Origin of the sequence: Lysobacter concretionis Ko07 = DSM 16239 (assembly GCF_000768345.1) — a bacterium.
In the GTDB taxonomy this organism is placed as follows: Bacteria; Pseudomonadota; Gammaproteobacteria; order Xanthomonadales; family Xanthomonadaceae; genus Novilysobacter; species Novilysobacter concretionis.
Genome location: NZ_AVPS01000004.1, coordinates 79,060 through 102,268 on the forward strand (window position 1 = coordinate 79,060; position 23,209 = coordinate 102,268).

Here is a 23,209-nt window from a genome sequence, read left to right on the forward strand (position 1 = left end):
GACACGCCCTTATCGCTTCTTGCGCAGCTTGCTGTGGCGGTAGCCGTAGCCGGCGTAGATCAGCACGCCGATCCCGATCCAGCTCAGCAGCAGGTCCCAGTGCTCGGCGAACGGCTGTGCGAACAGGTACAGGCACGCGATCACGCCCAGCGGACAGATCACGATCGCCAGCGGCACCCTGAACGGCCGCGGCAGGTCGGGACGGGTATAGCGCAGGATCAGCACGCCGGCGCAGACCGTCGAGAACGCCAGCAAGGTGCCCATCGAGACCATTTCACCGAGCAGGTTGATCGGCAGGAAGCCGGCCAGTCCGGCCGCCACGATGCCGACCAGCACGGTGCTCACGTGGGGGGTGTGGTACTTCGGGTGCACCTTGCCGAAGATCTTCGGCAGCAGGCCATCGCGCGACATCGTGTAGAAGATGCGCGGCTGCCCCATCAGCATCACCAGGATCACCGAGGACAGACCCGCGATCGCGGCGACCTGCACCACGGTCTGCAGCCAGCGCAGCGACGGATAGTTGTCCAGCGCGGTGGATACCGGCTCGGGCGTGTTGAGCAGCTGGAACGGCATGATGCCCGTCAGTACCGCGCTCACCACGATGTACAGGATCGTGCAGATCACCAGCGAACCCAGGATGCCGATCGGCATGTCGCGCTGCGGGTTCTTGGCTTCACCGGCGGCGGTGGAGACCGCATCGAAGCCGATGTAGGCGAAGAACACGATCGCCGCGGCCCGGACCACGCCACTGGTGCCGAATTTGCCGGGGCCTTCATTTTCCGGGATGAACGGCTGCCAGTTGGCGACATCGATGTATTTGGCCGAAAAGGCGATGAACATCAGGATCGCGACGACCTTGATCGCCACGATGACCGAGTTGACGATCGCCGACTGGCTGATGCCGACATAGCCCACACCGCTGAGGGCGGCAATGATCAGCACTGCCGGCAGGTTGATGAGGGTGCCGCTGCGCACCAGCGAGCCGTCCACGACCGTGAACGGCGCACTGGCCAGATGCGCCGGGAGGGCCATGTCGAAGTTGGTCAGGAACGCGTTGAGATAGCCCGACCAGCCGACCGCCACCGTGGATGCGGCGAACAGGTATTCGAGCACCAGACACCAGCCGATGAACCAGGCCACGCCTTCGCCCAGGGTGGCGTACGAGTACGAATAGGCGCTGCCCGAGACCGGCAGCATCGCCGCGAACTCGGCGTAGCACAGGCCCGCGAATGCGCAGGCGATGCCGGCCAGCACGAAGCTGAGCATGATCGCCGGGCCGGCGTGTTCCGCCGCGGCCTGGCCGGTCAGCACGAAGATGCCTGCGCCGATGACGGCGCCGACGCCGAGCATCATCAGCTGGGTGGGTCCGAGAGTGCGCTTGAGTGATGCCTCGCCTTCCAGGCTGCCCTCGAAGGGCTCGCCGGCATCGACGTGTCCAGCCGGTGCGATCGGCTTGGTCATGAACAGATTCTTGAACATCGGATCCCCAACTGAGTTGTCGACAGCGACGATGGCCGTCGATCACTACACCGTGCACCAAGTGCGCGGCAAGTGGCGGGCCACCTTAACCCAGTGGCGAAACGTGCGGCAAGCCGGTCACGATGGCGGTGTCGAGGTGGGTGTCGGCCGGCATAATCGGGCCCGGGAAATCGCCCCGCAACGTACTCGACGGTATGCATGAGCCTCCCGACATCGCGCTTGCGCTGATCGACTATCGGCAACGCTGGCCGGAGGAAGGCGATGTGGTCGTCCTGTTCCAGGACCTGTTGACCGATGGTGATGATCCGTTCGTGCGCGCCCGGCTGGCCGGCCACTTCACCGCCTCGTGCTGGCTGGTGGATCGCGGCGGCACGAGGGTGTTGCTGACCCATCACCGCAAGCTGGGACGCTGGTTGCAGCTGGGTGGCCATGCCGATGGCGATCGCGACCTGGCGCGGGTCGCCCTGCGCGAGGCCGGGGAGGAGTCGGGCCTGAAGGACCTGCGCGTGGAGCGCGGGTTGTTCGACCTCGACCGGCACTGGATTCCCGAACGTCACGACGTGCCGGGGCACTGGCATTACGACGCCCGTTACGTCGTTCATGCCGGCGAAGACGAGGGCTATATCGTCAGCGAGGAGTCGCTGGATCTCACTTGGCGCGACATTGCCGCGATTGCCGATGCGGCCGATGGGAGCGCGTTGGGCGATCCTTCGCTGCGGCGCATGGCGCGCAAATGGTTGCAGCGTGGATTGCCTGAATGAGCCATGCATGACAGGGCGCGAGGTGACGCAGGAGCGACGTGAGTCGCGACCGGATCATTGCCACCAATGCGCGGGAAGCCGCCGCTACCGGATTCATCACCGGAATCGATGCCTCACGATGGCGTCATTCGCTGCGCGTTCGCGACTCACGTCGCTCCTACAAAGGCAGGGGCTGATGGGCTCGTGGTGATGTAGGAGCGACGTGAGTCGCGACAGCATGGCGAAACCGGACGTCAGTACATTCGCGATTCGCCGCTGGAGGCAGGACTACACCACTCCCGCGGGGAACTCCGGTCAATACAACACCCGCGTGCGCAGGGTGCCGGGGATCGCGGACAACAGGGCTTTCAACTCGCCCGCCTGGGCACCGGTCGCGCCGACGTCGATCACCACGTAGCCCACGTCGGCGTCGGTGCGCAGGAACTGGCCGTCGATGTTGAGGCCGAGCTGCGAGAAGATCTCGTTGACCCGCGACAGCACGCCCGGCACGTTGCGGTGGATATGCAGCAGGCGCAGGCTGCCGGTGTGTTCGGGCAGGGCGACCTCGGGGAAATTGACCGCCGACAGGGTCGAGCCGTTGTCGCTGTAGCGGATCAGCTTGGCGGCGACCTCCAGGCCGATGTTGTCCTGCGCCTCCAGCGTGCTGCCGCCGATATGCGGAGTCAGGATGGCGTTGTCGATGCCCGCCAGCGGCGAGACGAATGGCTCGTCGTTGCCTTCCGGTTCGATCGGGAACACATCCACCGCGGCGCCGCCAAGGTGGCCGGCTTTCAGCGCCTCGGCCAGCGCATCGATATCGACCACCTTGCCGCGCGAGGCGTTGATCAGGTGCGCGCCACGGCGCATCGATGCGATCTGCGCCGCACCGACCAGATTGCGCGTGAGCGGGGTTTCCGGCACATGCAGCGTCACCACGTCGCTGCAGGCCAGCAGCTCGTCCAGGTTCGCGGCCGCGCGGGCGTTGCCGAGGGTCAGCTTGTCCTCGATGTCGTGGAAGACCACCTGCATGCCCAGCGCCTCGGCGATCACCCCGACCTGGGTGCCGATGTGGCCGTAGCCGACGATGCCGATGGTCTTGCCGCGGACCTCGTGGCTGCCGGTGGCGGACTTCTGCCAGCCGCCGCGATGGCAGGCGGCGTTCTTCTGCGGGATGCCGCGCATCAGCATGATCGCTTCGGCAATGACCAGCTCGGCCACGCTGCGGGTGTTGGAGTAGGGCGCGTTGAACACCGGGATGCCGAGCAGTTCCGCGGCGTGCAGGTCGACCTGGCTGGTGCCGATGCAGAAGCAACCGATCGCGATCAGCCGCCGCGCCTGCGCCAGTACGTCGGCAGACAGGTGCGTGCGCGAGCGGATGCCGATGATGTGCGCCTCGGCGATCTGGCGCCTGAGCTCATCCTCGGGCAGGGCCTTGTCGTGGATCTGGATCTGCGAATAGCCCGCGGCGCGGAACCGGTCGACCGCGTTCCGGCTGACGCCTTCCAGCAGCAGCACGCGGATGTCGTTCTTCGGATAGGAGGTCTTCTTGGCCACGGTGGTGAGTCATCGGAAAGCGGAGGGTCGAATATCGCAGAAACCCGCCACCGTTGCTGCGATGCAACACTGGACGTGCGCGCGGTGACGCTGGCAGGCTGGACGCCTTTCCCGCTGCGATGGCCTGCCATGAATGATCCGCGCCTGAGCGCCTTGCTGGCCACTGTTCCCGGATTGCGGCTGAAGACCGGTCCGGCGGATCTGGAATATTACGGCCGCGACTGGACCCGTCGCTGGGTGCCGGCGCCACTGGCGATCGCCCTGCCGGCCGACGCCGGTGAGGTGCAGGCGATCGTGCGCTGGGCCAACCGGCATCGGGTTGCCATCGCGCCTTCCGGTGGGCGCACCGGCCTGTCGGGCGGCGCGGTGGCGGCGAACGGGGAGCTGGTGCTCAGCCTGGAGCGGATGAACCGGGTGCTCGCGTTCGACCCGATCGACCGCAGCCTGACCGTGCAGCCCGGCATCGTGCTGGAGGCCGTGCATCAGGCGGCACGCGGACACGGGCTGTTGTACCCGGTCGATTTCGCCGCGCGCGGGTCGTGTTCGATCGGCGGCAACATCGCCACCAATGCCGGTGGCATCCGGGTGATCCGTTACGGCAACACGCGCGAATGGGTGGCCGGACTGAAAGTGGTCACCGGGGCCGGCGAACTGCTCGACCTCAATCGCGGGCTGGTCAAGAACGCCAGCGGCTACGACCTGCGGCACCTGTTCATCGGCTCGGAAGGCACGCTCGGGATCGTGGTGGAAGCGACCCTGCGGCTGACCGATCCACCGCCGCCGTCGAACGTGATGCTGCTGGCGTTGCCGTCGTTCGAGGTGCTGATGCAGGTGTTCGCCGTCTTCCGCGAGCGCCTGCAGCTGGAGGCCTTCGAGTTCTTCACCGACCACGCGCTCCGGCACGTGCTCGCCCATGGCGGCCAGGCGCCCTTCGGTGAGTCGCATCCGTATTACGTGGTGGCCGAGTTCGCCGCCGGGGACGACGCCCGGCAGGCGGCTGCGTTGGCGGCGTTCGAGCACTGCCTGGAGAACGGGCTCGTCAGCGACGGCGTCATCAGCCAGAGCGATGCGCAGGCGGCGCAGCTGTGGCGGCTGCGCGAGGGCATCACCGAAAGCCTGGCCCGGCATCGTCCGTACAAGAACGACGTGTCGGTCCGCATCTCGGCGATGCCGGCGTTCCTGGCCGAGGCGCAGTCGCTGCTGGCGCGCGAGTATCCGCATTTCGAGGTGGTCTGGTTCGGTCACATCGGCGACGGCAACCTGCACATCAACGTGCTCAAGCCCGATGACGTGGACGAGGCCGGCTTCGTGTCCCAATGCGCGCACGTGACCGACCTGCTGGCGGCGACCCTGCAGCGCCACGGCGGCAGCATCTCCGCGGAACACGGCATCGGACTGGTCAAGAAACCCTGGCTGGACAGCGCCCGCAGTGCGGCTGAGATCGAGGTCATGCGCGGTATCCGCCACGTGCTCGATCCGCTGGGCATCATGAATCCGGGGAAGCTGTTCGACCCGCCGGTACCGCCGGGTCACGCCTGAACGGCGTCGCCACCGCCAGGGCTGAACAACTGCCGTCATCCCCGCGAAGGCGGGGATCCAGTGGCTTCAAGTCATTGGAGGCAAAGGCTCCGGGTTCCTGCCTTCGCGGAGATGACGGGCAAAAGCCGAGTTGTTCAGATTCTCCCTGGCCATCCAACTGGCGCTTGAGGCATGCGCCATGACGCGGGCGAAGGTAGTCTGTGCGGCTCGCGGGCCTCGTGTTTCCACGGGATTCGGGCCCCGATGGATCGTTCCGGCAACCATTCCCCCGACAAGACAGGTACGTCCTCCGATGAAACATTCCCCTCTGCTGTGTGCCACGTTGCTGCTCGGCCTTTCGTCTCTTGGCCTTTCGCCGGTTGCCTCGGCGTCCAGCTTCTACACCACTTCCGAGGCCGTGACCGGCGCGCTCAAGGGCACCTCCAACGGCACCTCGGCCACCAGCGGCTCGTTCAGCGACAACAAGGTCGTGCTCGCCGCGCGCGACGATGCCGCCAGCTACGTCGCCAGCGACGGTGCCATCCGGGGCGTGCATCTGGAAGCGGCCATCGTGTTGCTGCGGGCCGAGTTGCCGGAAGCGCAGGCGGCGAGCGATCTGGATCTGGCGCGGGCAATCCTCGCGCTGTGATGCGTGTGCGGTGCCGGTGAGAGCCGTCCTGTGCGCCGCCGGGCATGACAGCGATTTCCGGTTGCACGACGGCATCCCGATGACCCCGGACCGCCGCCGGAAGCAATCGTGCAAGGCCATCGCGGCGGGCCGGCTGCTGCTCGCCGCGTTGCTGATCTCGCCCTGGCTGCCGGCGCGGGCGGCGCTGCAGTTGCAGCTGGACACCACGGCGCTGACACCGGCCCAGTCACACGCCAGCCAACGACTGCTGGATGACGCGATGTCGCGGTTGCCGCAGCGCTTCAAGGCGGAGCTGGACCGGCAGATTCCGGTGCGCTGGAGCGACGCGTTGCCCGATGCCGTCTCCGGCCGCGCCGAGCGGAGTGCCCTGTTGCTCAACCGCCGCTGGCTGCCGGCGCTGGACGGGGCCGATGTGGTCCCGGCTGCCGGCGGTCGTGAACCGCGCGAGGAACTGTTGGCGACGGTGCTACACGAGCTCGCCCATTTCCATGATCGCCAGCACCGGCTGTCGGCCGATCCCCGACTGCTGGACCTGGCCGGCTGGCAGGTCAAGGTGAAGCGCCTGGGGGCGCGCCAGTCGCGCAATCCGTTCAGCGATCGCAGCCCCGATGTTCATGAATTGACCAGCCCACGTGAGTTCGTCGCGGTCAACTTCGAATACTTCCTGCTCGACCCCGACTACGCCTGCCGCCGGCCCGCCCTGTACCGGCATTTCAATGCGGTTTTCGACTGGTCTCCCGCCCATCCGGATTGCGCCGGCGACCTGGTCCATGTCAGCGCGGGCAACGATGCCGACGGCGCTGGAACTGCCGGCGCGCTGGGCAGGATCGATCCGCGCCGCGTGTACGCGGTGGAATACCTGCTGGCCGAGGGCAATGACGAGCCCATGAGCCGCTGGGGCCACAGCATGTTGCGGCTGGTGGTCTGCGCGCCTGGACGCGAGCCGGGACCGGGTTGCCGCCTCGACCTGCAACACCATCTGGTGCTCTCGTTCCGCGCCTTCGTCAACGACGTGCAGCTGTCCAGCTGGCGCGGACTGAGCGGCTCGTATCCGTCACGGCTGTTCGTGCTGCCGCTGTCGCAGGTGGTGGAGGAGTACACCAGGGACCAGTTGCGCGGATTGCAGTCGATTCCGCTGGCGCTTGAGCGCGAGGAGATCCAGACCCTGCTGGAGCGGGCCGGCCAGCTGCACTGGAGCTATGACGGCCGCTACTACTTCGTCAGCAACAATTGCGCGGTGGAGACCTTCAAGCTGCTGCACGACGGCGTGCCGCGGCTGGCGCAGGCGCGGTTGGGCGCGATCACCCCGACCGGGCTGCTGAAGCGGCTGCACCGGCGCAGGGTGGCCGACATCGGCGTGCTGGACGATGCGCACGAGGCGCGGCGACTGGGCTACCGCTTCGACTCGCTGCAGGAGCGTTTCCAGGCGATGTTCGCGGTCGTCCGGCAGGAATTGCCGTTGCCCCAGACCGGCGTCGAGGACTGGCTTTCGCTGCCGGCGGAGCAGCGACGGGGGTGGTTCGGTGATGCCGGCATGCGGGCGACCGCCGCATTGTTGCTGCTGGAAGAGGCGGCCTTGCGCCGGCAGATCCTGCTGGCGCAACAGGAACTGAAACGGCGCTACCTCGTGGCGGACTCCGCGCGCGCCGCGGCCGGCGGCGATCTTGGGCAAGCCGACGCCAGCCTGCGACAGATCCTGCAGGACAGCGGCTTTCTCAGCCGCCCCGCGGAGTTGCTGGCCGCCCGCGAAGGCTATGGCCTGCCGCAGCCCACCGAGCTCGCATCATTGGCCACCGAGACCGCGCAACGGCAGCTGCGCCTGGCCGACCTCAACGACCGGCTGGCCGCCCAGGTCCGTGACCTGCTGGACCCGCCGACGCGGACGAACCTGGACGAGGCCCAGGCGAATATCAATGCGCTGAGCGAACGCCTGCGCGCCCTCCATCGCGAAAGCGGCGGACTGGAGCTGCCGTAATCAAGCGACGCGTAATGGCCCGCCGGTTCAGTCCGCGCGCCCGGCGAACTCGCCGCTGGCCGTGCTCACCAGCACGCGCTCGCCGGTGACGATGTATTCGGGAACCATGATCTCCAGCCCGGTCGACAACCGGGCCGGCTTCGGGCGCTTGGTGGCGGTGCCGCCCTTGAGCTCGGGCGGGGTCTCGATGACTTCCATCGCGACGCTGGCCGGCAACTGCAGCCCGACCGGCAGGTCATCGATGATCTGCACGTAGCAGCCGGACAGGTCGTCGACGATGTAGCCGGCGTCATCACCGATGACGTTGGCATCCAGCGTGTAGGGGGTGTAGTCCTCGTCGTCGAGGAACACGAACGCATCGCCGTCCCTGTACGAGTAGGTCGCCTGGCGTCGGCTCAACTCGACTTCCCTGAGCTCGTCGTCCCCGCCCAGGCTGAGGTCGAACTTGTTGCCGCCGGGGACCGAGTACATGGTGAAACGGAACTTGACGTTGCCGCCCCGGCCCTGCGCCGCGCTGCGCTCGATGTCGCGCACCTGGTAGACGGTGTTGTTGTACTCGACCACGTTTCCTTTCTTGACGTCGTAGGCTTTCATGCGTTTTCCGGGTATGGGTATCTGGTTGCGACAATCCGGTTCCCTGTAGGAGCGACGTCAGTCGCGACCGCACGGCGAAACCGGTTGTCCTCGCGTTCGCGACTTGCGTCGCTCCTACAAAGGGCGATTGGCTATTTCGGCGCCAGCCGCGTCGCGCCATCGAGGCGGATGGTCTCGCCGTTGAGGTAGGTGTTGCCGAGGATGTAGGCGACCAGGTCGGCGAATTCCTCCGGCTTGCCCAGGCGCGAGGGGAACGGGATCGTCGCCGCCAGCGACTGCTGTACCGACTCGGGCATGCCGTCGACCATCGGGGTCCAGAACACGCCCGGCGCAATCGTCATCACGCGGATGCCGAAGCGGGCCAGTTCGCGCGCCATCGGCAGGGTCATGCCGACCACGCCGCCCTTCGACGCGGAGTACGCCGCCTGGCCAATCTGGCCCTCGTAGGCCGCGACCGAGGCGGTGTTGACGATGACGCCGCGCTCGCCGTCGGCGCCGGCCTCGTTGTGCTGCATCAGCTCGGCGGCGGCCTTGGCGACGTTGAAGCTGCCGACCAGGTTGACCATCACCGTGGTCTGGAAGCGCGACAGCGGCATCGGCCCGTCCTTGCCCAGCACGCGACCGGCACCGAGGATACCGGCGCAGTTGACCGCGACATTGAGGCCGCTCAGGAACTCCCGCGCAGCGGCGACGTTGGCCGCCACCGCCGCTTCGTCGGACACGTCGGTGCCGAAGAACCGTGCGTTGGCAGCGCCCAGTTCGCCGACGGCGGCGGCGCCCTTTTCCTCGTTGACGTCGAACAGGGCGACCTTGCCGCCGTGCGCGACCAGGTGCCGGGCAACGGCGAGGCCGAGGCCGGAAACGCCACCGGTGATGATGGCGCGGGTATCGGAAAGCTGCATGGAAAGTCCTGCGGGGCGGAAAGCGGTGATTCTAGGACAGCCCGCACAAGGGGGCGACCGCGGCCTCCGGTTCTACCGCCCAGGCCGCCGCCGCCCAGCCCGGAGCGTCTGCGGGATCGTTCCGGCGTAGTGGTGTGCGAGTTCGTCGGGCAGCAGTCCGGGCGCGAACAGGAAGCCCTGGCCGACATGCACCCCCTGCGCGATCAGGAAATCCCGCTGGGCGGCGTTCTCCACGCCTTCGGCCACCAGGCCCAGCTTCAGGCTGCGGGCGATGCCGATGATGGCCTCGCACACCGCCACGTCCGAAGTGCCGTGGGGAATGCCCTGGACGAACAACTGGCTCAGCTTGAGGCCGTGGATCGGCAGCCGGCGCAGGTAGTTCAGCGCGCTGTAGCCCTCGCCGAAATCGTCGATGGCCAGGCTCACGCCGAGGTCGCGCAGTGCGGTAAAGGTGCGCAGGGTGTCGGGTTCGTCCTCGATCAGCACCCGCTCGGTGAACTCCAGCTCCAGCGCGCAGCCGGGCAGGTCGAACTCGGTCAACGCCGCCTGCACGATCCCGGCGAGGTCCTCGCCCATGAACTGGCGGTAGGACACGTTGACCGCGACGCGCTCGAGCTGCAGCCCGTTGTCCCGCCATTCGCGCAACTGCCGGCAGGCCTGGCGCATCACCCAGGTGCCGATGGCGACGATGTCGCCGGTGGTTTCGGCGTGGTCGATGAAATGGTCCGGCGCCATGTCGCCCAGCGATTGGTTGCGCCAGCGGATCAACGCCTCGGCCGCGACCACGCGCCCGCTGGCGAGGTCGACCTGGGGCTGGTAGACGAGGTGGAACTCGTTGTTGTCGATGGCGTGGCGCAATTGGGTTTCCAGCTGCTGGCGCTGCTGCTGCTGGGCGGCCAGTTCGGCGGTGAAGACCTGCCAGCTGTTGCGGCCACGGCGCTTGCTGGCGTACATCGCCACGTCCGCGCTCTGGATCAGCTGTTGCGAGCGGGTGCCGTCCTGCGGCGCCTGGGCGATGCCGATACTGGCGGTGATCGCGAACTCCTCGCCGTCCAGGCGGAAGGCGTCGGCGAAGATCTCCAGGATGCGGTCGGCCAGCCGCGGTGGCCGGGCAGGGTCGTCATCGACCGCGCACACCACCAGGAATTCGTCGCCGCCGAAACGCGCGATCAGCCCCTCGGTGCCCACCGCGCGCTGGATGCGCCGTGCCGCCGCGGCCAGCAGCCGGTCGCCGGCTGCGTGGCCGAGCACATCGTTGACGACCTTGAACCGGTCCAGGTCGATGTACAGCACGGCCAGTGCCGACTGGGCCGGGTCGGCGAGGCGGGCCTCGATCTCGAAGCGCAGCGCATCCCGGTTGAGCAGCCCGGTCAGCGGGTCCGTGCGCGCCTTTACCCGCAGGGTTTCCTCGCCCCGCTTGCGGTCGGTGATGTCCTGCAGGGTGCCGGTCAGGCGGGCGCTCAACAGGCTGCCGACCCCGATCTCGCCGATTGCACGGACCCAGAATGGCTGGCCGTCACCCCGCATTCCCTGCAATTCGAGTTGCAGGTCGCGGCCGGTGCTCATGGTCTGCTCAAGTGCGTGGCGCAGGCGGCAGCGGTCGGCTTCGATCAGGCAGTCGAGCAGGCCTTCGATGGTGTCGGATGCCTGGTCGCGGCCGATGATCCGGCGGGCCTCGTTGGTCAGATAAAGGTGGTTGCGTCCGGTGTCCCACTCCCAGCCGCCGATCCGGGCCAGCGCCTGGGCGCGCGCGAACAGGGTGCTGTCGCGCTTGAGTGCGGTGACGTCCGAAAACATCGACAGCACCTGCTGCGGCCGCTGGTGGCCGGGCAGGAACTGCGGCATCGCGGTGACCGATACCCAGGTGAGGCTGCGGCGCTGGCGGTGGAAGAAGCCCAGCACGGTGCTGTGCATGGCGCGCCCATCGCGTGCAACGCGGGCGGCCGGCAGCTCGTCGGCTTGCAGCTCGCGTCCGTGTTCGTCGACCACCAGCCAGTGCTCGTCGGCAAGGGCCCGGTCCGCACGCTGCCCCGCCCGGATGCCGAACAGGCGACGGGCAGCCAGGTTCGCATGGGTGATCCTGCCCTCCGCATCGCGCACCAGGATCGCCTTGTCGATGTTTTCCATCAGCGCGCGATAGCGCAGTTCGGCGTCACGCCGTCCGCTGAGGTCGCGGGCCACCGCAACGATGCAGTTGCGGCCGTCGAGCCGGAAGTTGGCCGAATGCACCTCGACCGGGAACCGGCTGCCGTCGGCCCGCATGTTGTCGACCTCCAGCACATAGGTGTCGCCGCGGTCGAGGGTTTCCCAGACCGGCTGCAGGTGGTCGGCGGGCAGGTCCGGATTGATCAGGTGGATGGGCTTGCCGACGATGTCCTCGCGGGCGCGCTGGTAGGCCCGCAGCCCGGCCTTGTTGAGGTCGAGCACGATGCCGTCGGCGTCCAGGATGCTGACCGGATCGGGCACCGCATCGAACAGTGCGTAGTAGTGCATCCGCGCGTGTTCCGCGTCGATGTGTGCGGACTGCAGGGCGCGCGCCGCGCGGATCAACAGCGCGCGGATGGGTTCATCGAGCGCCAGGTCGTGACTGGCCGTCTCCAGCGCCGCCGCCGTGGCCGCCGCATCCGCTCCATCCGGAGGCGGGGGCAGTCCACGTGCGGGCGGCGCGGATTTCATGCCGGCGTCAGCGCCTTGGCGACCTTGCTGCCGGTTTCGCGACCGAGCAGGGCGGACAGCCAGCGACCGGTATCGGCCAGCCGGTCCAGGTCGATGCCGGTGCGGATGCCCAGCCCGTGCAGCATGTAGACCACGTCCTCGCTGGCGACATTGCCGCTGGCGCCTTTCGCGTATGGGCAGCCGCCCACGCCGGACACCGCCGAGTCGACCACGGCGACGCCTTCTTCCAGGCAGGCGAGGATGTTGGCCAGCGCCTGGCCGTAGGTGTCGTGGAAATGCACCGCCAGCGCGGCCATCGGCACCTCGGCGGCGACGGATTTCAGCATCGCCCGCGCCTTGCCCGGCGTGCCGACCCCGATGGTGTCCCCCAGTGATATCTCGTAGCAGCCCATTGCATGCAGTTCACGTGCAACGCGGACCACATCGGCCACCGCCACCTCGCCCTGATAGGGACAGCCGAGCACGGTGGAGACATAGCCGCGAACCTTCACCCCATCGGCTTTCGCCCGCTGCATGACCGGCGCGAAGCGGGCCAGCGATTCGGCGATGGAGGCGTTGATGTTTTTCCGGTTGAAGGCTTCCGATGCGGCGGTGAACACCGCGATCTCCTCCACGCCCGCCGCGCGGGCGCGGTCGTAGCCCTGCTCGTTGGGTACCAGCACGGGGTAGTGCACGCCCGGTTTGCGGGCGATGCCGGTGAACACCTCGGCGGCGTCGGCCAGCTGCGGCACCCATTTCGGGCTGACGAAGCTGGTGGCCTCGATGCTCTGCAGGCCGGTCGCCGACAGCCGGTCGATCAGTTCGATCTTGTCGGCGGTGGCGATGATGGCTTTCTCGTTCTGCAGGCCGTCGCGCGGGCCGACCTCGACGAGGCGGACGGCAGGTTTCATGGCGTCGGCTCCTGTGCAACCGCCGGTTCCAGCGCGACCAGGATCGTATCGGCCTCGACGAAGTCACCAGCCTGCGCGCGGACCTCGGCGACGGTGCCGTCGCGGGGCGCCTTCAGGCTCAGCTCCATCTTCATGGCCTCGATCACCATGACTTCCTGGCCGGCCACGACGGCGTCGCCGGCCGCGGCCTTCACCACCACCACCCGGCCCGGCATCGGTGCGGTGACATTGTCGGCCACGCTGCCCGCGCCGCTGGCCTCGTGCCGGTACATCGCCATCGGCTGCAGGCGCAGGCGCCGCTCACCGTCGTGGAGGACCAGATGGTTCTCGGCGTCGCTGTCCGGACTCAATACCTCGAAGCGTCGCGCGCGCTCGCCGATGCGCAGGCTCAGGCCGCTGCAGACGCGCCGTGCGCCGCGGATGTCGTGCGCCTGGCCGGCGTGTTCGATGCGGTAATCGCCACCGCTGCCGCTGGCGTGGACTTCGAGCCGCTGGTCGCGCCAGCCGAACGCGAGGCTGCGGCGGCTGCCGTGCCCGAGACGCCAGCCGTCGGCGATCGCCCACGGCGAGGTCGGATCGGTGGAGCCGGCGGCCTGCGCGCGCGCGTGCTGTTCCTGCCCGAGCAGGCGGGCGACCGTGGCCGCCAGCAGCAGGTCGGTATCGACCGTCTCGGTGGCCGGCATGAACTCGTCCAGATGGCGATCCAGGTAGCCGGTGTCGATGCTCGCCTCGACCACCGCCGGGTGCCGCACCAGCCGTTCCAGGAACGGGATGTTCGACTTCGGCCCGCTGATCTCGCATTGCGCCAGCGCGTCGCGCAGGCGGGCGAGGGCGCGGGGACGGTCGATGTCGTGGACGATGAGCTTGGCGATCATCGGGTCGTAGAAGATCGTCACCGTGTCGCCTTCGACCACGCCCGAATCGACCCGGACGTGCTCGCTGGCCAGCGGCAGGCGCAGGCGTTCCAATCGGCCCGAGCCGGGCAGGAAGCCGGCTTCCGGGTCCTCGGCGTAGAGCCGCACCTCGATCGCGTGGCCGTCGCGCCGGATGGCGTCCTGCGCCAACGGCAGCGCCCCGCCCGCGGCCACCTGCAACTGCCAGGCGACCAGGTCCAGTCCGGCCACGAACTCGGTCACCGGGTGCTCGACCTGCAGCCGGGTGTTGATCTCCATGAAAAAGAAACTGCCGTCCTGGCCGACGATGAACTCCACCGTGCCGGCGTTGACGTAGTCGATCGCGCGCGCGGCCAGCACTGCCGCCGCGCCCATCTCTTCACGCAAGGCCGGGGTCAGGAACGGCGAGGGCGATTCCTCCAGCACCTTCTGGTAGCGGCGCTGGGCCGAGCATTCGCGCTCGTTGAGGTGGATCGTGTTGCCGTGTTCGTCGCCGAACACCTGGATCTCGATATGGCGCGGGCGCTCGACATAGCGCTCCAGCAGCACCCGGTCGCGGCCGAACGCGTTCTTCGCCTCGCGCTGGCAGGACTCCAGATGGGCGAGGAACTCGTTCGAGTCGCGCACGATCCGCATGCCCTTGCCGCCGCCGCCGTGGGCGGCCTTGATCATCAGCGGGTAGCCGATCCGGTCGGCCTCGGCGTGCAGGTGCGCGGGCGCCTGATCCTCGCCGGTATAGCCCGGCACCACCGGCACGCCGGCGGCGGCCATCAGGTCCTTGGCGCCGGCCTTGCTGCCCATCTTGCGCATCGAGGCAGCCTTCGGGCCGATGAACGCCATGCCGGCGGCCTCGACCGCGTCGGCGAAGTCGGCGTTCTCCGACAGGAACCCGTAGCCGGGATGGATCGCCTGCGCGCCGGTCTGCCGCGCGACCTCGATGATCGCCTCGCCGCGCAGGTAGCTCTCCGCCGGCGTCGGCCCGCCGATGCAGTACGCCTCGTCGGCCTGGCGCACGTGCTGGGCGTCGGCATCGGCACTGGAGTACACCGCGACGGTGCGGATGCCAAGCTCGCGGCAGCTGCGGATGACCCGGCAGGCGATCTCGCCGCGGTTGGCAATCAGGATCTTGGTGAACATGGTCGGCTCTTGACGGGTCGGCTCTTGACGGGTGGAGGGCTTGGGCGCGGACAGATTCATTCGCACCAGCCCGGCTTGCGCTTGTCGAGGAACGCCGACAGCCCTTCCTGGCCCTCCGGCGATACCCGCAGCCTGGCGATCAGGCTCGCGTTGTCGGCATCGTGCCGGGCACCGTCGCTGTGCGAGGCGACCTGCCGCACCAGCGCCTTCGCCTGCGCCGACGCCAGCGGGCCGGCCTTCAGCAGCAGGTCGATCTGGCGCTGCACCGCGGTGTCCAGCGTGGTGGCGTTGACGACGTCGTGCAGAAGGCCCATCGCGCGGGCCTGATCGGCATCGAAGACTTCCGCCGTGGCGAACCAGCGCCGCGCCTGGCGTGCACCGATCGCTTCGATCACATACGGCGAGATCACCGCCGGCAGCAATCCGAGCCGGCTTTCGGTCAGGCCGAATTTCGCTTCCGGCACGCCGATGGCGATGTCGCAGCAGGCGACCAGCCCGACGCCACCACCGAACGCGGCGCCGTGCACCTTGGCGATGGTCGGTTTGGGCAGCTCGTTGAGGGTACGCATCAGACGGGCGAGGGCGAGCGAGTCGTCGCGGTTCTCGGCCTCGCTGGCGGCGGCCATGTCGCGCATCCAGTGCAGGTCGGCACCGGCGGAGAACGACGCGCCTTCGCCTTCCAGCACCACCACGCGGACGCCGTCGTCGCGGGCCAGGCTGTCCAGTGCGCCGGTCAGCGCCGCGATCAGCATGGCGTCGAAGGCGTTGTGCACGAGGGGACGGTTCAGGCGCAGGCGGGCGACGGGGCCCTCGCGCAGGTTCAACAATGGACTGGTCATGAAGGCTCGGCGATCGCGGGTCTGGAGCAATGATAGCTGCCGCGCCGGGGCGGGCTGCCGACGGCGCGGGCGTGGACGGCGATCAATGAGATCGGTTCTCATTCGTGAGAGAATTTGCGGACTTCTTTCCTGCGCCACCCTTCCCATGCCCAATGTCCTGCGCTGCCTGGCTGCTTTCCTGCTGTTGTCTCTCCCGTTCGCCGTTCCCGCATACGCGGCCGATCCGGACGCGCAGACCGCATGGCGGTTGCTGGACTACATCGCCGTCGACTATCCCGCCGCGGTGCAGGACGGCGAGGTCGTCAGCGAAGGCGAATATGCCGAGATGGGCGAGTTTTCCGAGGCCGTGCGCGCGCGCCTGGACGCGCTGCCGCCAACCGATGACTTGCCGCAACTGGTCAGCGATGCGGAGCGGCTGCAACTCGCCATCGCCGTCAAGTCGGCACCGACGGAGGTCGCCGGACTGGCGCGCAATCTGGCCCGCGAACTGCTGGCGGCCTATCCGATGCCATTGGCCCCGGTCAGTACACCCGACCTGGGCCGTGCGGGGGACCTCTACCAGCAGCATTGCGCGAGCTGCCATGGCGTGACCGGCGCCGGCGACGGCCCGGCAGGCGTGGCACTGGATCCGGCACCGATCGATTTCACCGACGAGTCGCGCGCGCGCGAACGCAGCGTCTTCGCCCTGTACCAGGTGATCGAGCAGGGGCTGGAAGGCACCGGCATGGCGAGCTACGCCCATCTGTCGGCCGAGGACCGCTGGGCGCTGTCGTTCTACATCGGGCAGTACGCCTATCCGGCCGACCTGGCCCAGCGCGGCGAGCAGTTGTGGAAAGCTGACGGCGCCCTGCATCGCGAGGTTCCCGATCTGGGCACCTTGACTCAGCTCACCCCGGCCGCACTGGCCGCGCGCATCGGCGAAGACAACGCCCGGGCCGTGACCGCCTACCTGCGCCGGCAGCCGCAGGCGGTCGAACCCGAACCCGCCGGTTCGCTGGCGCTGGCGCGCTCGCGGCTGGCGGAAAGCACCCGCGCGTACGAGGCCGGCGACCAGCATGCCGCCCGCGACCTGGCGTTGTCGGCCTACCTGGACGGCTTCGAGCCGGTCGAACCGCTGCTGGCCGCGCGCGACCGGGCGCTGATGACCAGGATCGAAGGAGCGATGGCCGAGCTGCGTTCGCGCATCGGCCGTTCCGCCAGCACCGAGGACGTGCGCGCCCAGGTCGAGGTGGTGGACGGCTTGTTCAGCGAGGCGGAAGTCGCCCTCGCGCCGGACTCGTCCAGCGGTATTTCGACGTTCCTCGGCGCGCTCACCATCCTGTTGCGCGAGGGTCTGGAAGCGCTGCTGATCCTGATCGCCATCGTCGCGTTCCTGCGCAAGGCCGAGCGTCCCGACGTCATGCCCTACGTGCATGCCGGCTGGGTCGGAGCGCTGCTCGCCGGCGGCCTGACCTGGTTCGCAGCCACCTACATGGTCAGCATCAGCGGTGCCAGCCGCGAGCTGACCGAAGGCTTCGCCGCCCTGTTCGCCGCGGCCGTGCTGCTGTTCGTCGGCATCTGGATGCACGGCAAGAGCCAGGCCGGCGCGTGGCAGCGCTACATCAAGGACAAGCTCTCCCACGCCTTGTCGAAGCGCTCGGCCTGGTTCCTGTTCCTGCTGTCATTCGTGGTGGTGTATCGCGAGGTGTTCGAGACCGTGCTGTTCTATGCCGCGCTGTGGAGCCAGGGCAACGGCGGCGCGATCCTGGCCGGCGGTGGGCTCGGCGCGATCGCGCTGGCGGCGATGGCCTGGGCGATGCTGCGTTACAGCCGCAGGCTGCCGATCGCGCAGTTTTTCTCGATCAGTTCGATCCTGATCGCGGTATTGACGGTGGTGCTGGCCGGCAAGGGCATCGCCGCGCTGCAGGAGGCCGGCTGGCTGTCGGTCTCGGTGGTCGGCGTCCCGCGTATCGCGTTGCTGGGCATCTACCCGACACTGCAGGGCGTGCTGACGCAACTGCTGACCCTGGCCGTCCTGATCGCCGGATTCTCGTACAACCGCCGCGCGGCGCGGGTGGTTGATCCGCGGCGCTGATGTCGGGCGCGGCGACTGACATCGCGCTTTCGCCCCTGGGAAGTCCAGGCGGACGGTGAGCGGGGAAGGTGTCGGTCCTGGCCCGGGCGGTCATTGACCGATACTGCGGCCGGCTCCACCCCTGCGCTTGCTTCTACGCCTTCACCGTCCTGTGGTCGCCGAGCGCCACCATCTCGATGCAGTCCACCGGGCACGCCGGTACGCACAACTCGCAACCCGTGCACAACGGATCGATCACCACGTGCATGTGTTTGGCGCCGCCGATGATCGCGTCGACCGGGCAGGCCTGGATGCACTTGGTGCAGCCGATGCAGTCGTCCTCGATAACCAGCGCGACCTGGACGGGCTTGTGTTCGCCACGGTCGCGGTCGAAGGGCTTGGGATCGACGCCAAGCGCCCGGGCAAGTGACAGCGCTCCGGCATCGCCGCCGGGAGGGCAACGGTCGATATCCGCATCGCCCGCGGCCATCGCCTCGGCGTACGGCCGGCAGCCCGGATAACCGCACTGGCCGCACTGGGTTTGCGGCAGCAGGCGGTCGAGCCGCTCGGTCAGGTCGGGGATGTCACTGCAATCGTGCATGGCGCTTGCTCGTTACCGGCAGGAGGGATGCGTGCGCCGGCGACGACTTGCCGCCGTCACCAACGCATCGTCCCTTGCAGCGCTGCTCAGCGCACCGGCATGCCGGCCTGCGCGCCGCTGTCGGCATCCAGCAGGGCCAGCGCGCCGGCGTCGAAACCGGCGGAAAGGATCATGCCCTCGCTGATGCCGAAACGCATTTTGCGCGGGGCCAGGTTGGCGATGAACACCACGCTGCGACCGACCAGCTTTTCCGGCTCCGGATAGGACGCGCGGATGCCGGAAAAGATCTGCCGCTTGCCCAGCTCGCCCGCGTCCAGCTCGAACCGCAACAGCTTGTCCGAACCCTCGACGAAGTCGCAGGCCAGCACCTTGCCGATGCGCAGGTCGAGCTTGGCGAAGTCGTCGATGCCGATGGTGGCCGCCTGCGGCGTATCGGGTGCAGCGGACTTCGCGGTGGTGGCTGACGCGGGCGGGACAACAGGTGCCGCCGCGTCCGCCGGTGTCTGCGGGGCATCGGTCGCTTTCATGGAGTCTTTGCTGGCTTCGGTCATGGCGTCGATCAGTTTCGGGTCGATCCGGGTGAACAACGGCTCGTAGGCGTGGATGCGGTGGCCGGTGAGCGGGGCGTGGAGCGTGCGCCAATCCGTCACCGGTGCGTCGAGGAAGGCCTCGGCCTGCGCGGTGACGCGCGGCAGCACCGGCTTGAGCGCGGTGTTGAGCACGCGGAACAGGTTCAGGCCCTGGCTGCACACGGCCTGCAACTGCGCGTCCTGCCCCTCCTGCTTGGCGATCACCCACGGTTTGTGGTCGTCGATATAGCGGTTGGCCTCGTCGGCCAGCGCCATCGTCAGCCGCACCGCGGTGGCGGCTTCATTGCGGCGGTAGGCCGCGGCGATCGGTTCCAGTTGCTCGACAAAGCGCGCATACATCGCCGGATCAGGCAGGGCATCGGCGAGTTGACCGTCGAAGCGCTTGCTGATGAAGCCCGCGCAGCGGCTGGCAAGGTTGACGAACTTCCCGACCAGGTCGGCATTCACGCGCGCGGTGAAATCGGCCAGGTTGAGGTCCAGGTCGTCCACGCCGCCTGAGGTCTTGGTGGCGAAGTAGTAGCGCAGCGCTTCCGGCTCCAGGCCGACGTCGAGGTAGGTGCGCGCCATCACGAAGGTGCCGCGCGACTTGGACATCTTGGCGCCATCGACGGTCAGGTAGCCGTTGACGTGCAGCCGGGTGGGTGCGCGGAAGCCGGCGCCATGCAGCACCGCCGGCCAGAACAGGCCGTGGAAGTTGACGATGTCCTTGCCGATGAAGTGGTGCAGCTCGGACGCGCTGTCGCGGGCCAGGTAACTGAAGAAATCCAGCCCCTCGCGCTCGCACAGGGCCTGGAAGCTGGCCAGGTAGCCGATCGGCGCGTCGATCCAGACGTACAGGTACTTGCCCGGATGGCCGGGGATCTGGAAGCCGAAGTAGGGCGCGTCGCGGGAGATGTCCCAGGCGCGCAGGCCGCCCTCGGCGTCCAGCCATTCCTGCAGCTTGGCCTTGACGCCCGGGTTGGCGACGTCACCCGACAACCAGTCGCGCAGGAACGCATCGAAATTGCCGACCTCGAAGAAGAAGTGCTCCGACTCGCGCAGCTCCGGTTCCGCACCACTGACCACCGAGCGCGGCTCCTTCAGTTCAGTCGGCGAATAGGTCGCCCCGCAGTGCTCGCAGTTGTCGCCGTACTGGTCCGGCGTGCCGCACTTCGGGCAGATGCCCTTGACGAAGCGGTCGGGCAGGAACATGCCCTTGGCCGGGTCGTACAACTGCGCCACCGAACGCCGCGTGATGTGGCCGTTGTTGTCGAGCTTGGTGTAGATCGCCTCGGTCAAGGCACGGTTGCGCGGCGAGTTGGTCGAGTCGTAATGGTCGAACGCCACCCCGAAATCCGCGAAATCGTGCTCATGGCTGGCCTGGACGCCGGCGATGTAGGCCTCCGGCGTCATCCCGGCCTTCTCCGCCGCCAGCATGATCGGCGTGCCGTGGGTGTCGTCGGCGCAGACGAAATGGGCGGTGTTGCCGGACAGGCGCTGCGCGCGCGTGAAGATGTCGCCCTGGATGTAGCCGACCAGATGGCCCAGGTGCAGGGGGCCGTTGGCATAGGGCAGGGCGCAGGTGACGACGAGCTCGCGGGACATGGCGTATCGGGGTTGCGGCAGAGCCGTGAAGTATCGCACGCGCGGCAAGCGGCACCTGGCTGTCCCGTGGCCGTCCCGCGCGGTGCGGCCGCAAAGGAAAACGGCCCGCAGGGTGCAGGCCGTTTCGTTGATGACGGGTTGGATGGAGCGCCGGGTTCATCCAGCGGCGACCGGAACGCGCCGAATCGGAATGACCGTCGCCGGCCGGTCGCTCAGCCGCTTACTTGCGTTGCCAGGTCTGTGTCTTGCCCAGCAGCGAGAAGCCCATGAAGCCACGGACCTCGAGCTTCGCGCCGTTGTCGGCCAGGCTCATCTTCACCGAGTAGATCTTGCCGGTCGCCGGGTCGAGGATTTTGCCACCCTTCCACTCGCTGCCACTGCGGGTTACGCCCCAGATGATCTCCATGCCCTCGATCGGCCGGTTCTTGCGGTCGCCTTCACACTCCTTGCAGACCGGGTTCGGTCCCTGCTCGGACTGCAGGACCGTCACCACCTTGCCCGACAGACTGCCGTCCTGGGCCTCGTAGATCTCCACCACCGACTTGGGCTGTTTGGTCTTGTCGTCGATCGTGGTCCAGGTGCCGACCGGCGTCTGCTGGGCGGCGGCGGAAAGCGGCACCGCCAGCAGCGGCAGGGCGAAGACCAGCAGGGTCAACAGTTTCCTGAGCGTGGTTTTCCTGAACATGATTCCCTCCTGGGGATGGCTGTGAGTGTGATGCCGCGCGGAAACCGGCGGCGCGGAGTCGTTATACCGCATCCAAACAGCGTTGCGCCGGTCGGCTGCCCGCTGCGCATGTGGTAGGGGAGTGCAAGCGGACACGAGGCCGTTTGGATACGATCGGTTTCTTTCCGGAAATGAAAAATCCTGCGCATGTCGAGAAATCAGGCGGTTCAGTGGTACGCACAAGCGGTCGAAGCCTTGAACCGCGGCCACTGGACGGAGGCGGCACAAATGGCCGATCGGCTTTTGAAGGGCGCGCCGGAACATCCGGGAGTGCATTTCGTGGCAGGTGTCGCTGCATTACAGCAGAAACAGATCCCACATGCCCTCGGGCATCTGCAACGTGCGGCAAGCCTCAATCCGAAGCGATCGGATTACGCCGCACAATATGCACGTGCGCTTGCGGCCGGAAGACTCGTGCGCGAGGCCGTAATTGCGGCCGAACAGGCGATGTCCCTGTCTCCTTCCGACCCGCTGACGCTGGATACTCTGGGCGTGGTGTTCACGCAGGCCAACGCCCACACCCGGGCGGTTGAAGCTTTTCGTCAAGCCGCTGCTCTGATGCCCGATGCCGCCAGCTACCGTTTCAACCTGGCGACGTCCCTCACGTTTTCCGGTGACCTCGAAGGGGCCGAGAGGGAATATGAAGCTTGCATTGCCCTGGAGCCACGTTACTGGAAAGCCCATCTGGGGTTGGCGCAGCTACGCAAGCAAACCACGGAACACCATCACCTGAATCGTCTTCGTTCCTTGCTGGAGCAATTCCAGGGCGACGATTCTGCGCGGCTGTATCTGAATCTTGCCTTGGCCAAGGAACTGGAGGACCTTCGGGACTATGTGCCCTCCTTTGAGCACCTGAAGGCCGGCAAGGCGGCGGGCGGCGCGGGGCGGAAATATTCCATCGCGCGCGACGAAGCGCTTTTCGAGGCGGTGACGCGCTCGTTTGGAAACCCTGCGCAAGTTTCTGCGGGTAGTCAGAGTGAGGAGCCTATTTTCGTGATTGGCATGCCGCGGTCGGGTACGACCCTGGTCGACCGCATCCTGTCCAGCCATTCGTCTGTTCACTCCGCCGGAGAGCTGCAGAATTTCGGTGTCCTGCTCAAGCGGGCTTCCGGCAGTCGCACGCCGTCCATGATGGACCCGGACACCGTATCGCGCGCCATGCAGGTTGATTGGACGGCGCTTGGCGACGCGTACGTGGCGAGCACTCGCCCGGGCACCGGACATACAGCACGTTTCATCGACAAGCTTCCCCACAACTTTCTCTATGCGGGATTCATTGCCCGCGCGCTGCCGCGGGCAAAGATCATTTGCCTGCGGCGCGAGCCGACCGACACCTGCCTCGGCAACTTCCGGCAGTTGTTTTCGCAAAGTTCGCCCTATTATGATTATTCATTTGACCTGATGGACACTGGGCGTTATTACCTGTTGTTTGATCGGTTGATGGCGCATTGGCAGCGTGTGTTGCCGGGCCGTATTTTCGAGTTCGGGTATGAGGAGCTGGTGGACTCACAGGAACGCTCCACCCGTCGACTGCTGGAGTTTTGTGAGCTTCCGTGGGAAGACACCTGCCTGTATTTCGAGAAGAACCAGTCACCGGTGGCCACGGCCAGTGCCGTGCAGGTCCGCGAGCCCATCAACCGGAAGTCCCTGCAACGCTGGAAGCACTATGAGGGGCAAATGACGGAACTGCGAAAGCTGCTGAAAGAGGGCGGCGCCATCACCGATTGATGTGACTTTCCCTGCGCGGGATAACACAATGCCCGCGGTTTGCGCCGCGGGCATTGCATCAAGCATTACTGCTATTGGGTCGG

Annotated in this window: 17 protein-coding genes; 6 read left to right on the plus strand and 11 right to left on the minus strand. The window is 67.4% G+C overall.

Annotated elements, in window-relative coordinates; translation table 11 throughout:
• Positions 1-9: 9 nt before the first annotated feature.
• Positions 10-1,479 carry an amino acid permease gene (locus N792_RS04945; protein WP_036193120.1) on the minus strand — a complete coding sequence of 490 codons (1,470 nt, stop codon included), beginning with the start codon at positions 1,477-1,479 and terminating at the stop codon, positions 10-12.
• Positions 1,480-1,673: 194 nt separating this feature from the next.
• Between N792_RS04945 and N792_RS04950 the strand changes: the two genes are divergently transcribed.
• Complete coding sequence (locus N792_RS04950) at positions 1,674-2,240, plus strand: NUDIX hydrolase (RefSeq protein ID WP_036193121.1); 567 nt, start codon at positions 1,674-1,676, stop codon at positions 2,238-2,240.
• Positions 2,241-2,534: 294 nt separating this feature from the next.
• Here N792_RS04950 and serA read toward each other — a convergent pair whose 3' ends face one another.
• Positions 2,535-3,773 (minus strand): phosphoglycerate dehydrogenase, encoded by a 1,239-nt coding sequence (gene serA / locus N792_RS04955; protein WP_036193123.1) that lies wholly within the window; start codon positions 3,771-3,773, stop codon positions 2,535-2,537.
• A 129-nt stretch (positions 3,774-3,902) separates the two neighbouring features.
• Here serA and N792_RS04960 point away from each other — a divergent pair, with 129 nt between their 5' ends.
• From N792_RS04960 to N792_RS04970, 3 genes are all read left to right on the plus strand, one after another.
• Positions 3,903-5,312: an FAD-binding oxidoreductase gene (locus tag N792_RS04960; RefSeq protein ID WP_036193125.1), complete on the plus strand. Its 1,410-nt coding sequence runs from the start codon at positions 3,903-3,905 to the stop codon at positions 5,310-5,312.
• Between the two features lie 292 nt (positions 5,313-5,604).
• Positions 5,605-5,940, plus strand: a complete 336-nt coding sequence (locus N792_RS04965) for a DUF2388 domain-containing protein (protein ID WP_036193127.1) — start codon at positions 5,605-5,607, stop codon at positions 5,938-5,940.
• A gap of 79 nt (positions 5,941-6,019) precedes the next feature.
• A complete protein-coding gene (locus N792_RS04970; RefSeq protein WP_084105472.1) occupies positions 6,020-7,915 on the plus strand; it encodes a DUF7844 domain-containing protein in 1,896 nt (631 codons plus the stop codon).
• Between the two features lie 27 nt (positions 7,916-7,942).
• Here N792_RS04970 and efpL read toward each other — a convergent pair whose 3' ends face one another.
• The 6 genes from efpL to N792_RS05000 form a co-directional block, all read right to left on the minus strand.
• Positions 7,943-8,509, minus strand: coding sequence for an elongation factor P-like protein EfpL (gene efpL, locus N792_RS04975; protein WP_036193128.1), 567 nt, complete (start codon positions 8,507-8,509; stop codon positions 7,943-7,945).
• A gap of 131 nt (positions 8,510-8,640) precedes the next feature.
• A complete protein-coding gene (locus N792_RS04980) occupies positions 8,641-9,411 on the minus strand; it encodes an SDR family NAD(P)-dependent oxidoreductase (protein ID WP_036193130.1) in 771 nt (256 codons plus the stop codon).
• Positions 9,412-9,483: 72 nt separating this feature from the next.
• Positions 9,484-12,087, minus strand: a complete 2,604-nt coding sequence (locus N792_RS04985; protein WP_052103492.1) for a sensor domain-containing protein — start codon at positions 12,085-12,087, stop codon at positions 9,484-9,486.
• The gene (locus N792_RS04990) at positions 12,084-12,977 is read right to left on the minus strand and encodes a hydroxymethylglutaryl-CoA lyase (protein ID WP_036193132.1); all 894 of its coding nucleotides are present in this window, start codon (positions 12,975-12,977) and stop codon (positions 12,084-12,086) included. Before N792_RS04990 ends, N792_RS04985 begins: the two co-directional genes overlap by 4 nt.
• Entirely contained in the window at positions 12,974-15,007 is a 2,034-nt protein-coding gene (locus N792_RS04995) for an acetyl/propionyl/methylcrotonyl-CoA carboxylase subunit alpha (protein WP_036193134.1), read from the minus strand. The genes N792_RS04990 and N792_RS04995 overlap by 4 nt, the downstream gene beginning before the upstream one ends.
• A gap of 56 nt (positions 15,008-15,063) precedes the next feature.
• Entirely contained in the window at positions 15,064-15,846 is a 783-nt protein-coding gene (locus N792_RS05000; protein WP_036193135.1) for an enoyl-CoA hydratase-related protein, read from the minus strand.
• Positions 15,847-15,991: 145 nt separating this feature from the next.
• Between N792_RS05000 and N792_RS05005 the strand changes: the two genes are divergently transcribed.
• Positions 15,992-17,920, plus strand: coding sequence for a cytochrome c/FTR1 family iron permease (locus N792_RS05005; protein ID WP_036193136.1), 1,929 nt, complete (start codon positions 15,992-15,994; stop codon positions 17,918-17,920).
• A gap of 133 nt (positions 17,921-18,053) precedes the next feature.
• On the opposite strand, the gene rnfB is transcribed toward N792_RS05005, so the two are convergent.
• The 3 genes from rnfB to N792_RS05020 all read right to left on the minus strand — a co-directional run bounded on the left by rnfB (position 18,054) and on the right by N792_RS05020 (position 21,359).
• A complete protein-coding gene (rnfB, locus tag N792_RS05010) occupies positions 18,054-18,500 on the minus strand; it encodes an Rnf electron transport complex subunit RnfB (RefSeq protein ID WP_052103494.1) in 447 nt (148 codons plus the stop codon).
• Positions 18,501-18,586: 86 nt separating this feature from the next.
• On the minus strand, positions 18,587-20,674 hold the full coding sequence (gene metG / locus N792_RS05015) for a methionine--tRNA ligase (protein WP_036193137.1): 2,088 nt from the start codon (positions 20,672-20,674) through the stop codon (positions 18,587-18,589).
• Between the two features lie 220 nt (positions 20,675-20,894).
• Positions 20,895-21,359, minus strand: a complete 465-nt coding sequence (locus N792_RS05020; protein ID WP_036193139.1) for a DUF2147 domain-containing protein — start codon at positions 21,357-21,359, stop codon at positions 20,895-20,897.
• Between the two features lie 186 nt (positions 21,360-21,545).
• Between N792_RS05020 and N792_RS05025 the strand changes: the two genes are divergently transcribed.
• The gene (locus N792_RS05025) at positions 21,546-23,126 is read left to right on the plus strand and encodes a tetratricopeptide repeat-containing sulfotransferase family protein (protein WP_036193140.1); all 1,581 of its coding nucleotides are present in this window, start codon (positions 21,546-21,548) and stop codon (positions 23,124-23,126) included.
• Positions 23,127-23,209: the final 83 nt, after the last annotated feature.

Coding starts and splice junctions, on each gene's coding strand:
- N792_RS04945 (WP_036193120.1), bottom strand. CDS start 1,479: ATGTTCAAGAATCTGTTCATGACCAAGCCGATCGCACCGGCTGGACAC.
- N792_RS04950 (WP_036193121.1), top strand. CDS start 1,674: ATGCATGAGCCTCCCGACATCGCGCTTGCGCTGATCGACTATCGGCAA.
- N792_RS04960 (WP_036193125.1), top strand. CDS start 3,903: ATGAATGATCCGCGCCTGAGCGCCTTGCTGGCCACTGTTCCCGGATTG.
- N792_RS04965 (WP_036193127.1), top strand. CDS start 5,605: ATGAAACATTCCCCTCTGCTGTGTGCCACGTTGCTGCTCGGCCTTTCG.
- N792_RS04970 (WP_084105472.1), top strand. CDS start 6,020: ATGACCCCGGACCGCCGCCGGAAGCAATCGTGCAAGGCCATCGCGGCG.
- efpL (WP_036193128.1), bottom strand. CDS start 8,509: ATGAAAGCCTACGACGTCAAGAAAGGAAACGTGGTCGAGTACAACAAC.
- N792_RS04980 (WP_036193130.1), bottom strand. CDS start 9,411: ATGCAGCTTTCCGATACCCGCGCCATCATCACCGGTGGCGTTTCCGGC.
- N792_RS04985 (WP_052103492.1), bottom strand. CDS start 12,087: ATGAAATCCGCGCCGCCCGCACGTGGACTGCCCCCGCCTCCGGATGGA.
- N792_RS04990 (WP_036193132.1), bottom strand. CDS start 12,977: ATGAAACCTGCCGTCCGCCTCGTCGAGGTCGGCCCGCGCGACGGCCTG.
- N792_RS04995 (WP_036193134.1), bottom strand. CDS start 15,007: ATGTTCACCAAGATCCTGATTGCCAACCGCGGCGAGATCGCCTGCCGG.
- N792_RS05000 (WP_036193135.1), bottom strand. CDS start 15,846: ATGACCAGTCCATTGTTGAACCTGCGCGAGGGCCCCGTCGCCCGCCTG.
- N792_RS05005 (WP_036193136.1), top strand. CDS start 15,992: ATGCCCAATGTCCTGCGCTGCCTGGCTGCTTTCCTGCTGTTGTCTCTC.
- rnfB (WP_052103494.1), bottom strand. CDS start 18,500: ATGCACGATTGCAGTGACATCCCCGACCTGACCGAGCGGCTCGACCGC.
- metG (WP_036193137.1), bottom strand. CDS start 20,674: ATGTCCCGCGAGCTCGTCGTCACCTGCGCCCTGCCCTATGCCAACGGC.
- N792_RS05020 (WP_036193139.1), bottom strand. CDS start 21,359: ATGTTCAGGAAAACCACGCTCAGGAAACTGTTGACCCTGCTGGTCTTC.
- N792_RS05025 (WP_036193140.1), top strand. CDS start 21,546: ATGTCGAGAAATCAGGCGGTTCAGTGGTACGCACAAGCGGTCGAAGCC.